The sequence below is a fragment of the Tamlana sp. 2_MG-2023 genome (genome assembly GCF_030548465.1).
Lineage (GTDB): Bacteria > Bacteroidota > Bacteroidia > Flavobacteriales > Flavobacteriaceae > Pseudotamlana.
The window spans coordinates 41,953-54,480 of the sequence record NZ_JAUOSF010000015.1; the positions used below are offsets into that span (position 1 = coordinate 41,953).

At 33.9% G+C, this 12,528-nt stretch carries 10 protein-coding genes and 1 tRNA gene; 9 read left to right on the forward strand and 2 right to left on the reverse strand.

The window, feature by feature from the left end:
• Window positions 1–105: 105 nt before the first annotated feature.
• Complete coding sequence (locus Q4566_RS15720) at window positions 106–519, reverse strand: HYC_CC_PP family protein (protein WP_303423276.1); 414 nt, start codon at window positions 517–519, stop codon at window positions 106–108.
• A gap of 217 nt (window positions 520–736) precedes the next feature.
• Window positions 737–818 (reverse strand) — tRNA-Leu (locus Q4566_RS15725).
• 174 nt (window positions 819–992) lie between these two features.
• Here Q4566_RS15725 and Q4566_RS15730 point away from each other — a divergent pair.
• The 9 genes from Q4566_RS15730 (at window position 993) to Q4566_RS15770 (ending at window position 12,461) form a co-directional block, all read left to right on the forward strand.
• Window positions 993–2,381, forward strand: coding sequence for a dipeptidase (locus tag Q4566_RS15730; RefSeq protein ID WP_303423278.1), 1,389 nt, complete (start codon window positions 993–995; stop codon window positions 2,379–2,381).
• Between the two features lie 431 nt (window positions 2,382–2,812).
• Window positions 2,813–4,582, forward strand: a complete 1,770-nt coding sequence (locus Q4566_RS15735; RefSeq protein ID WP_303423280.1) for a type VI secretion system Vgr family protein — start codon at window positions 2,813–2,815, stop codon at window positions 4,580–4,582.
• Window positions 4,583–4,607: 25 nt separating this feature from the next.
• Window positions 4,608–5,567: a hypothetical protein gene (locus Q4566_RS15740; protein ID WP_303423282.1), complete on the forward strand. Its 960-nt coding sequence runs from the start codon at window positions 4,608–4,610 to the stop codon at window positions 5,565–5,567.
• Between the two features lie 13 nt (window positions 5,568–5,580).
• Window positions 5,581–7,182 (forward strand): DUF4280 domain-containing protein, encoded by a 1,602-nt coding sequence (locus Q4566_RS15745; protein ID WP_303423284.1) that lies wholly within the window; start codon window positions 5,581–5,583, stop codon window positions 7,180–7,182.
• Window positions 7,183–7,548 carry a hypothetical protein gene (locus tag Q4566_RS15750; protein WP_303423286.1) on the forward strand — a complete coding sequence of 122 codons (366 nt, stop codon included), beginning with the start codon at window positions 7,183–7,185 and terminating at the stop codon, window positions 7,546–7,548.
• Window positions 7,549–7,577: 29 nt separating this feature from the next.
• Complete coding sequence (locus Q4566_RS15755; protein WP_303423287.1) at window positions 7,578–10,532, forward strand: hypothetical protein; 2,955 nt, start codon at window positions 7,578–7,580, stop codon at window positions 10,530–10,532.
• Window positions 10,529–11,479 carry a hypothetical protein gene (locus Q4566_RS15760; RefSeq protein WP_303423288.1) on the forward strand — a complete coding sequence of 317 codons (951 nt, stop codon included), beginning with the start codon at window positions 10,529–10,531 and terminating at the stop codon, window positions 11,477–11,479. The genes Q4566_RS15755 and Q4566_RS15760 overlap by 4 nt, the downstream gene beginning before the upstream one ends.
• A gap of 108 nt (window positions 11,480–11,587) precedes the next feature.
• On the forward strand, window positions 11,588–11,926 hold the full coding sequence (locus Q4566_RS15765) for a hypothetical protein (protein ID WP_303423290.1): 339 nt from the start codon (window positions 11,588–11,590) through the stop codon (window positions 11,924–11,926).
• A gap of 214 nt (window positions 11,927–12,140) precedes the next feature.
• A complete protein-coding gene (locus Q4566_RS15770; protein ID WP_303423292.1) occupies window positions 12,141–12,461 on the forward strand; it encodes a hypothetical protein in 321 nt (106 codons plus the stop codon).
• Window positions 12,462–12,528 lie beyond the last annotated feature (67 nt).

The following is a 12,528-nucleotide window of genomic DNA, read 5'->3' on the forward strand; positions in this document are numbered from 1 at the left end:
TGATTATTAAACAATTAGACATTAGCGTTAAGAAAACACCGAATACAGCAAATTATCCATATGACATTATACAGTCATAGGATAAAACAGTCTATTGTTTAATAATCAAATTAAATAAGTCTCGTCAATCTTGAAGATATCCTTTATGACGAGTGGTGGTTCGTATTCTTCAAAAGAAGATACATTGTTGTCTAAACCTTCAAAAAGGTTAATATAAGTGTAAACAAATGAAGCAATGAATACTTGTTGTTCAAAAGAAATTTTGTCAACTTGTAATTGTAGTTCGTCTTGCCCATCAACTACCAATTGTTCATCATTACAACAATTCATTTTTGCAATAGAACAACCTTCAGCTGAAGGTTTTTCCATTTCCATTCCGCATCCTTCTACTTTACGGAACATAGCAGTTTCAACCAAAGTATCTCCACAATAATGCATATTAAGAGTAAACGACATTGTAGAGAATAACACTACAAAAGCCATTGCCAAAGACATTATTTTATGGGATACTTGCTTCATACTGATTGCAAAGTTACGAAATTTTAACAACTATTGTTTTCATAAAACAAACATTTGTATTGAAGGAATAATCATTTTTTTGATACCAAATATATTTAAAACATACCATTTTAAATTCATCCAACAAAAACATCCAAATGTTGTACCTATGTTGTACCCGAGTAAAAAAGAGAATTTTCTTTTGCATAAAAAAGCCGAAGAAAAACTTCGGCTTTTGTACAGGCGGGGAGACTCGAACTCCCACACATTGCTGCATTAGATCCTAAGTCTAACGTGTCTACCAATTCCACCACGCCTGCATTTTATATATTTTAACACTAATAATTAGGTTAAATCCTAAGTCTAGCGTGTCTACCAATTCCACCACGCCCGCTAAAGGACTGCAAATATAAACAAGATTTTTAAATTGCAAACTTTCTAAGGCTAAAAAATTTCTTTTTTATACTTTTGAATACATCTGAAAAGAAAATAGCATGAAAAATTTACAATCTTATATTACCGAAAACAAAGAACGCTTCTTGAACGAGCTCATCGAACTCCTTAAAATTCCGTCTATTAGTGCCGATTCAGCATATAAAGGAGACACTTTAAAAACAGCCGAAGCCGTTAAAACCAGCCTAGAAAAAGCAGGTTGCGATTTTGTTGAAATTTGTGAAACCCCAGGCAACCCCATTGTTTACGGTGAAAAAATTATAGATAAAAACCTCCCAACCATTTTGGTTTACGGGCATTACGACGTACAACCACCAGACCCTATCAATTTATGGGACTCACCGCCTTTTGAACCGGTAATTAAAACCACCGAAAAACATCCCGACGGCGCAATTTTTGCTCGTGGCGCTTGCGACGATAAAGGGCAAATGTACATGCACGTTAAAGCCATGGAATTTATGACCAACACCAACCAATTGCCATGCAACGTCAAATTTATGATTGAAGGCGAAGAAGAAGTAGGTAGCGTCAACCTTGCGCCTTTCGTAAAAAACAATCATGAAAAACTAAAAAACGATGTCATTTTAATCTCCGACACCGGTATGATTGCTAACGACGTACCTTCTATCACCACAGGTTTACGTGGTTTAAGCTACGTAGAAGTTGAAGTGACGGGACCAAATCGAGATCTTCATTCGGGGTTATATGGTGGTGCGGTGGCCAATCCCATTAATATTTTGGCTAAAATGATTGCCTCACTGCACGACGAAAGCAATCACATTACCATTCCTGGGTTTTATGATAAGGTAGAAGAACTTTCAAAAGACGAACGTTCCGAAATGGCCAAAGCACCCTTCAACCTAGAAAATTATAAAAAAGCCTTAGATATCGATGCCGTTTACGGCGAAAAAGGATTCTCAACCAACGAAAGAAATTCCATAAGACCAACTCTAGATGTGAATGGTATTTGGGGTGGTTACACCGGTGAAGGTGCTAAAACCGTAATTGCCAGTAAAGCTTATGCTAAAATATCCATGCGCTTAGTGCCTCATCAAGAATGGGAAGAGATTACCAATTTATTCAAAACACATTTTGAAAACATCGCTCCACAGGGCGTAAAAGTTAAGGTCACCCCTCATCATGGCGGACAAGGTTACGTAACCCCTATAGACAGTATAGGCTACCAAGCCGCATCAAAAGCCTATGAAGACGCCTTTGGTAAAACCCCAATTCCACAACGCAGCGGCGGAAGCATTCCTATTGTATCACTTTTTGAACAAGAATTAAAAAGTAAAACCATTTTAATGGGCTTTGGTTTAGACAGCGACGCCATCCACTCCCCTAACGAGCATTTTGGCGTTTGGAACTATCTTAAAGGCATTGAAACCATACCAGGATTCTACAAACATTTTACAGCATTATCTAAATAATTAGGGTGTTACCCGCTTTTGCTTTTAAGGGAGCAAAAGCGGGTCGCGCTATCCGTTACAAGTTTTGGCTCGAAGCAGTCGCTCGCCAAAAGCTTTCCTCTACTATCCCTAACACGATAAACTACTAATACCAAACTATTTCAGGTTAAATCAGGAAATCGTATCATCCAAAATTAATACGCTTAATACCACTCCAAAAACTTCACTAAAGTTGTTTTTCAAAACCTTTGAGCGTCATAAAAAAGGGGGAGATATCAAAGATTACATCTCAACACCGTCGTCTACATACGCTATTAAAATTCAATGTGATATTAAGCAAATATTTTTATTGTATTATTCTTACATGTTGTATATTTACGCATTAATATTCTTACGGAAAAAGTAATACATCACCCAACAATACGTAATACATATCATCTCAAATAGCGAATATGGCCCTACAAACAACTACTGAAATTTATATTTCTAACACCCCTATTAACAGCTATAAAAGTTTGCGATTAGTTCAGGAAATCGATGCGCATCACGACCTCGAATTGGTATGCAGAACAGATGTAGTCGAAAAACTAACAGAAGAACTCATTGGAAGTAGCAAAGAGTTTCTTGGAGGAATTATTACAGTAAGAGTAAGCTCAATCTCTCAATTAGGAAGATATAAAGAACTGGAATTTAAAGGCATCGTTACTAAAGTAAAATCTACTAAAAGCTATCAGCATGCTACTGGTCATCTCGTTACTTTATGCGCTAAAAGTACTTCAATTCTATCTGACGATGGTGCACACTATGCTTCATTTAATGACGCCAGTCTTTCAGACATTTTAAACGAGACTTTTAGCGAATATGACCAACAAAAACTAGCGACCGCGTTCGCCCCAAAAGGTTCGGGCTCCATACATTATTCTGTACAACACAACCAAAGTGCCTTTAGTTACGCCAGCAGGCTAGCGTCTTATTATAATGAATGGTTTTATTATGATGGAAAAAAATTAGTTTTTGGAAGCCCTAGTAACGAAGAAACAGAACTATCTTACGGTATAGATTTACAAGATTTTACAGTAGAATTAAGCGCCATTCCCAATTCATTTGATTATATCACCAACGATTATGTCACCGATGAAATCCATAATAAAAGTAGTTCAGAAGTAACCATATCTTCAGATGGTTATCATGGCTTTACCCATAAAAAATCGAATGAAATATTTAGCAAGCAAACACAGGTATATCATAACCTATCTCATGATGCTTCTATAAAATCGAGATTAGATACCCAAGTAGAACACTATACAAAATCACGAGCCATGCAAGCCGTACTTGCAAAAGGGTCGTCAGATAATCCGGGAGTAAACCTGGGCGAGGTAATAAAAATAAAAGGACATGGTAGTTTTAGGGTTATAAAAATTACCCATACTAACATTGAGGGTGGCGCTTACAAAAACAACTTTGAAGCTGTAGATGCTAACTTCTCGGCATACCCTAAAATGGATATTAACAACTACCCAAAAAGTGATATTCAAATAGCTACGGTAATAGAAAACAACGACCCCGAAGGCCTTAGCCGAGTCAAAGTACAATTTCCTTGGCAAAAAACACTAGGTGCAACGACACCCTGGCTACGTATGATGACGCCTCACGCAGGATCGGACAAAGGCTTTCATTTCATCCCCGAAATTGAAGAAGAGGTTGTAGTAAATTTTGAAGGTGCAAATGCAGAACGCCCATTTGTATTAGGAGCCTTATATCATGGAAATGCAAAACCCGATAGTTGGCAAACAGATGCTAATGATATAAAAGCGATTAAAACCCGTTCGGGCCACCTCATAGAATTACACGACACCAAAGGCAGTGAAAAGATTCTAATAAGTGATAAAAATAGCAACCTAATAAGCATAGATACCGCTAATAACAATATAGAGATCTCTGCAATGGAAAACATGACCCTCAATGCTAAAAATATGAAAATCAACGTTCAAGAAAATTTTGATATTTCTGTAGGAGAGAATAAAAACGAAAGCATAGGCGATAAGCAAACCTTAACCGCAAAACAAAGCACTATTTTAATTGATGAAAAAGCGCAATTCCAATCCAAGGAACTAGAGAAAAATGCTCAAAAAATCTCTATCAATAGCACTAAAGAGAATTTAGAACTATCAAGTGCAAAACAGGTTGTGAGTAATAGTTCCGAAAAAAACATATTAATCTAGCGTGAGGGATTTCGGGGTTAACATATTGGACGAGGATAATCAAGGTGTTTTTTTATCCAGAAAGAATAAACTTAACATTTCGCCTACTCCAGAAATAAGATTTTATAATGTTTCCCTTAACTATTATTCAGGAATAGCTTTAAAACAGTGCAAAAGACTGGATTATACAGTTAGTGTTGCGTATTTAAATCAAGACAGGCAAGAATACCCGCATAAATGGCAAGTGGATAAGGGCAATATCTTTTTTAACCAAAAACAACCATCGTTGGTTTTAGAAGAAATATCAGTATTTCTTCTAAAAGCAATTTATCCAATAAACATTACCACAGATCATTGGGGAGGACTAATTGAGATAACAAATCACAATGAAATTCTCGATAGATGGTCATCAATCAAGAAAAAAATAATCAAAGAACATAGAGGAGACTTTGTTTTTAAATTGATTAAAAAGTTTGAAAGATTATTAAAGAACCCTACAAAACTACAACTCTCCTTGTCAAACGAAATATTCTGGAGCGTGTTTTTTGCTAAAAGGTATCAGGAATATGGTAACTCCTATCAAAAAAAGGTAGCTATCACCTTTCCATTAGAAGCTTACAAAACTCCTTTGATTTACAAAGGACTTATGAAACTAAATTCTAGTTTAAGCACTCATAATTCCATTGAATTAGATTACGAGGGTAAAACCGTCATCCCATCTTTAAGTAATTTGCACGTAGGAAAAGAATCACATACACTAACATCAGCCCTTGATATTCATTTTAATTTGGATATAGAAACAAAGATTCCAAATTCGGTACGAGCATTCTGTGATGTGTATGATGAAACTAAAAATGAAGACATATCACAAATGGAAATACTGATCACTTTAGATAAATATAAGCCAATTATTAATGATCGTTCACCTGAAAATGGTAAAGAAAAAATACCCAATGAAGAGTTAACCCCGAAGAAAAAGAAGAAATGGTTTTCATTTGGATTTTAAGTAAAGATAAATTATGAGTCAAAAAAAAATAGTTTGTCATGGAGCAATTTGTAAGTGTCAGTTTGGGGATGTGCCAGACACTATAACAGTTCTTAGTCAGCAGAAAAATTATATAAATGATAGCGCAGGAAGCCAAAAACTAATTGCAACTGATAAAGAATTAGGCATGCCATTTCAGGCAAAAACCTTTGGACAATGTAAAATGCAACCAACAGGTAGCAGTTTTAAACCCTGCATGCCAAATATCACTAAATGGGATGGTGCTTTTCAGAAAACTCAGCTAAAAGCAAATCAGGGCTATCCTTTACTCGAAGATTCTAAGGCAACCTGTTCATTTGGAGGCTCCCCTTGTGTAGAGATTACATTCCATGGCCAAACCGCAGCAGCATCGGCACAAAATGCAGAAAATGCAGATCAGGAATTGCTTAGTCAGGTGCTACCCATTAATGCAAAGGAGATAGACCAACCTTCTCCGTACGATGCTGTTTATGTAGACGATGATAGTGATCAAAAGAAACAAAAAGAAGAAACTATCGCAGTTGAAATAACCCTAAACAAAGATACATTTGTACCATTAGGCATTAAAGATTATCAAGGTACTGTAGAGAATGATAAATTAAATTTTACAATAAGTATTAAAGAAAACCTAGCAGATAAAATGGTCGTTCAAATCCTTGATAACGGGAAATCATATTTTAAAGAAGAAATATCTGATCCAAATATGATGACTATTGGAGATCACAAATGGCAATGGGATGGTTTTGACAATTGGGATAACTTAAACACAGAATTTTTAAAAAATGCTAGTCTAGAAGCCCAGGTAACTGTTTGGTATAAAGGAATAGAAGAGTTTGATATTATTTCCATTAAAGAAGTAAAATCTGATGAAGTAGATTGGGTTGACCTAAACATCCAACGTAACATAAAAGAGATACAAGTAACCCTTAGAGTACACCTGAAAGACGGAGGAGCTAAAGGTCTTAATAAGAGTGAAAAAGTTCCACAAAGCAGAATAAAACACTTTAATAAGCAACCACTAAATAGTCAAATTGTGAGTTATAATGATCTGAAAAAATTAACCTTGCATGGTTTACAATATCACTGGAGTAGAAATAGTAAGCATCCAGAAGGGAAATTTGTTACTATAAACGGTGAAAAATATCAGGTGACACTTAAAGCTATCAACCAACCCCAGAACTCCATTAAAACACCGAAGATAATATTTATAACAAACAAGCCTCCTGGAAGATCAAGAAATTGGGAGCTTTCCAGAATACTATTTTATAATATTGGATATTTAGAATATTCGAATGGCTGGTTATATGAAAGTAAAAATTATGCTAATGAAGAATTTAAAGAAACTGGAGCTCACGAAATAGGACATGAAGTTTTACTCGCATGCGGTGGTCATGACCACTCGAAAAGTCATAAAGGATCATCAACAATTCTTACTCAAAGACCGTTGCGTTTTCAAAAAAGCCATCCTACATCAGGAGAAATTGATTTGATGAAATACTATCAAAACTCTGTTGGACATAATTATAAAAAAAATGTAATTGCATCCGATAAAGATGTGCTCGGATTATTATGGTTAAATAAGCTTAAAATTGGATAGATGAATAAATTTTTGATTTTATTATTAGCTACAAGTTTCTTTATAAGCTGTTCGACACACATTAGTCGCCCGAATATTAAAGGCTATATTAAAGATAATGATGGCATTTCTCTAGAAAACGTTGAAGTTCTAACGTGGGATGGCAAAAAAGATGTTATTGAAACATATAGTGATGATTCAGGATATTTTATATTGAAGCAAACAAAAAAAAATGGTACTCCAGATCAAAAACATTTACTTCAATTTTTACTAAGGAAAGAAAATTATTCGGATACTTTAGTTAGTAAATTCTATAATGGAAGAGTAATAAAAACGGATACAACAGTGGTTTTCAAATCACTAGTCATGAAAAAAAACAGCAATTAAAGGGTGTATATTGAAATAAAAAAGTACATATGGTAGATAATAAAAACCTTCCAATTATTGTCGATACCGATGGAGTGAATGAAATAGAGATCGGATCTAATTCTAGGGTATCGGTAATTAAAGTAGGTGAAAATAAAAAATTGGGTGTATCAAAAACTACTGTTGATAATCACCCCGTAAAATGGATATGGATTGCAACGGAATTTTTGGATAAAGCTAAGGAAATGGTATCTGGTCAGGTATATGACAAATGGGGTGAATGGAAATCTAAGAATGCTACAGAATCCATTGATAAGTTTGGAATAGGAAAACAATATGTTTTTGCTAATGCTATTAAAACTAAAACTTCCCAAAAAGACTTAACAGAAGGAACCATTTATTATTTTGAGCCTTTTATTGATTTTCCCACTTTAGACAGAGGAAATTATATAGCAACGGTCGATACACCTAAGATTTTATCAGCTTATTTTGCCAGGTATAAGGATGAGTTTAAATACCCCGGAGAATCTGGAACTAGCAATGTTTACACCTATAAAAACACCATTAAGCTTTATGTTTTAGGACATATGCTTCCTGATTATACAGTAGGATATCACAATTTTGCATTATTTGAAGTTGATATTTGGGATACAGATGGTAATAAAGCAACAAAAGAACCATTAAAATATTTTCAGAAATATCATCCAGATAAATTTTCTATAAATACGATGACAGAACTTGATTTTGTAATCGCAGAAGATTGGCGAGATAATACTAGTCATGAAAAAGATACTTTAAAAACGTACTACGCTAAAATAAAAACCACAATCTTTTTTAATGAAGATACATTTACAGGAGAAGAGGTTGATGATATTAATGATGACTATTTAATAACAGCTAATGAAAATCCTAGAAATAACCACAAGTATCTCAAATTCACAAATAAATTTAAAAGTGTAGCCCCCAATTTAGATACCATAGGTATAATATATACTTCAGAAGATGAAGCGGTGAGTAATTCTGGGTGGGCCAAATATTTAGGAAGAGACACCAGCAAAGGAAAAGCGCACGCTAAAAAGTATAAGAAAACCATTGTAGAAGAGTTTGACACAACTAAAGGAAAGGTTCTTAAAGAACAGCAAGTTTCTTTTAATGTCAAATACGATACGATGGATGTTATTCTTGACAAATACGAAGCCCATAAAAATAATATGCTTGTCGTAGTCGGTGATGTAGAATATAGTTCAAAAAACACTGAACCGTGTAAATTTTCCAAAATCGAGATCAGTCACAAAAGTAGAAAACAACCTTTTGTACTTTTTGACGAAAACAAAACAACTCCTACTGTGGTCGATCATACCAATCTCGCGTTTGGAATTGTAGCAGGAGAGAAAAAAGAGAAAGTTACCATCACCGCAGTTGGTTTAGCCATACAGGACTATCAGGACGAAGGTTTGAAGCAACCAGAGTGCTATGGTATCACTACTGCACACAAAGCAAGAAAAGGTAGGTTAGAACGCAAAAAAGTAAAACACAAAAAAGAAGACGATTTTAAGCATAATTCTATAGAAGATGTTTTTTCTATGGAAAAAGCATATGTACTGTATCCTAAAGGATCACTGGAAACTTCGGGTTCAGAAACCTTAGATATAATAGGGCAGCAATTACAATATACTCATAAGGATAATAGTGTAGAGCTAGAGGTTGGATATTTGTATAATAAAACTTTTGATACGACTGCACAACAATGGTTAGGTAATACTGTGGGAGAATGGACTAATGACCTTATCGATATCGCTTGGATAGTAAGATACTTTAAGCTATCAGACCAATTGGCACAACAATACTTTGTACCTATAAGTACCTGTAGATATCCGAACCAGAGAGCAATAGTAAATGTTTTTCCTGATATAGAATGGTGGATTAATTTTAATTATAAAGCTGAAAACCCATATCACGTATATCAAACTCCCAATTATAAATACAGGGTAATTACTACAGAAAAAAATCAAAACCAAAAAAAAGTAGGTAAGTATCGGTCTACTAAAAAAAAGACAAGAGATAACTCCTATAAATTGGAGTTCGAAGCAGGATTTAAGTATAATGGAAAAAAAATTGATTTTAACTCAGGTAATGGATTTCCTCTTATCAATGCAATTAATTTTTTTCTAAAAGCCTATGAGATATTTAGAAAAATAACATTTGCAGATGAAACAGAAGAAAAAGAAAATTCTGTAGCGAATGGAATAGCAGCAAGTTCTAAAGGGGTTTTAGGTAAAAATATGTCTAAGCGTTACAAACAACGTAAAAACAAAGGGTTTCCTTTTAGAATAGATGTTAGTCGACCGTCATTTAGTGGTGGGATATACGGCTCTTATAAACAAAGTGGATGTGATGTAAATACTATAGCAGCTATGTACGAAGCTAAGTTTGCTGCCAATCCTTTGTTTAGCATCGAAGGTAAACTGGATCTACTATTTTTCGCACAGTTTATTGGTCCAATTGGACAGGCATTAGATAAGATTAGTAAGGTAGTCAAACGGGTAGATTATTTAACTTTAGGAGCTATTAAAATAGATTATTACTTAGATTTGGCAGCGAAAGTGGATCTGAAAGTGGATGTAAGTGGTGTTAATTATCATTCTGTAGATGGTTGGGGAGGTGGAGAAGTAAATGCCAACCTGCCGATAAAAGTATGGTTAGAAGCAGGTGTGAACGTGGATGTCAATTTACAAGGTATCGCAAGTGCAGATACCGATGCTGCAATAAGAGGAGAAGCCAATATGGATTTACAAATTACACTTGACAAACGAAATAACAAACTACCTATGGAGTTTACTTTTAAAGGATTAGATGTAAAAATATGGATAAGTTTGAATGCTAAATCATCATCTGATAATTTAGGTACTAAAGAAAAAAAACCAACGGATACTCCAAGAAGAGTTCCAGACGCTGTCAAAAATCTAATTGCCCCAGGAAAACCTGTAAAATTTACTATTTTATGAAATTATTACAATTAATATTTATTTTCTCAATATTTACAAGCTGTGCACAAACCACAAAAAAAAAATCCACAAGTATCAATACCATGAAAGATATTAAACATATCCCTAAGGAAAAGCAAATTACTTATGCTATTCATATCAACGCAAAAACACCCTATGAAATATATATAGATGATATTCCATTACCAGGATTCGGTAGATTTTACGAAAGTGGTATGAATGCTACTCTAGAACTCAATCCTTATTTATTAAGGAATGGTACACATAAACTAAAAATACGCTATTTACCATTAGAATCAGCAAAAGACAGCTTATTACATCCTGGCGATGTATATCATAATAAAGATGCTAAATGGAATATTTTTTTTGTGCGCTTTATTAAAAATTCTGATGATCCTTTGGGTTATGAAGGAGAAATTGATTACGGAAATAGCGAATTAGAAGTTGTGCCACCTCCCAGATCATTACCGTTTTGGGAACAGGAATTCGATTTGGATATAAAAGACTTGCCTTACACATTAGACGGATGGGGTAAAAGTCAAGATTTATCAGAATTGGATAGAGAAGAATTAAAAAAAGATGTATTTAGTTTTTATAAAGATTTAAGAACTACACTCAATAAAGGAGATGCCGATAAGTTCATTAAGCTTACTGAAAAACGAAACCAAGAATTATCAATATCCACCTATGACTATGATCAATCATATTTTTATTCAGAAGAACATAAAGAAGATATCAAAAGTAAATGCACTGGTAATATTTGGGAAATAAATGAACAAGATTATTCTGTAAAGGTATATGCTTACGGAAAAATTGTATCCCTAGAACGTATCGGTGAATTTAAAAACAACGGAGTAATAGCTGAGACAGAAACAAATTACTATAGTTACAACCTAAAACTCCACAAGCCAATCGGTAGTGATACTTTTGAGATTATTAGGAAATAAACATTATCCAGAACAATAATAATTACATCTAATATTCTGGATTACCTCATAGGTATTAGAGTTTTAATAACCCTCGGTTCTTGTTTCTTAATATTTGGTATTCAAATTTTGAAAAAAAGTTATGATTTTAGAAAGAAAGAAATATCAGAAAAAGCACTAATTATAGGATTTAATGAGGAATTTATTGTAGAAGAAAAAAATTCTGATTCATATTTTAATTATATGCCAATAGTAGCTTTTATAGATAAATCAGGTAAAGAAATTATTCAAGAATTGGATTCATCTAGAAATAATGAAAGATTAAATGAGCATATTAATATAATTTACTTAAAAACGGTTGATGGTTATGATATATTAGTAGATCACAAATGGGAAAGAACATATTTCCCTCTTGCTATTGTTAGTTTTGGAATATTACTAATGATATTGGCTTTTTTTATTCAATAACATAGTTTCTTAAGAATTCATAATGAACCAACTCTATTCGATATATGTTGGAACTTGTTGTTATCCTAATCAGACTGATTATTTAAAAACTCATCAGTTTATGGAAGCTTTAAAGAATATTTGAGTAGTTCGATATTTATACAAAATTGCAGTAGGTGAACCGATACACCAATCTTATTTTGCACCAATCTGTTCTTGTAGATACCCCAATCAGATGGCAAAAGTTGCTGTATACCCAAAGATGAAATGGACAGTTGATTTCAACTACAACATCAAAGAACTTTTATATTACAAACAGACTCCAACTGAGATGGAGTATCATCAATTATCTGGAGCTAATGATATGTCGGGTAATATAAAGCGAAAAAGAGACACGGCAACTTCAAAACATATCAGTACCGCATATCAAAATCAAAAGAGTGAATTTGGATTATATGTAGAATGTGAGATTGATGGGAGTAGTAAAATAAAACTAGGTAAAGACTTTGCGGAGAAGTTTCGTACAATGATTGCGCCGATTACCTGGATAGTGTAAGCTTCCCCTAAAATCGAACTGTTTAAAAGTAGAATAATAATTTTTAAATTTGAACAGTATTATGAGA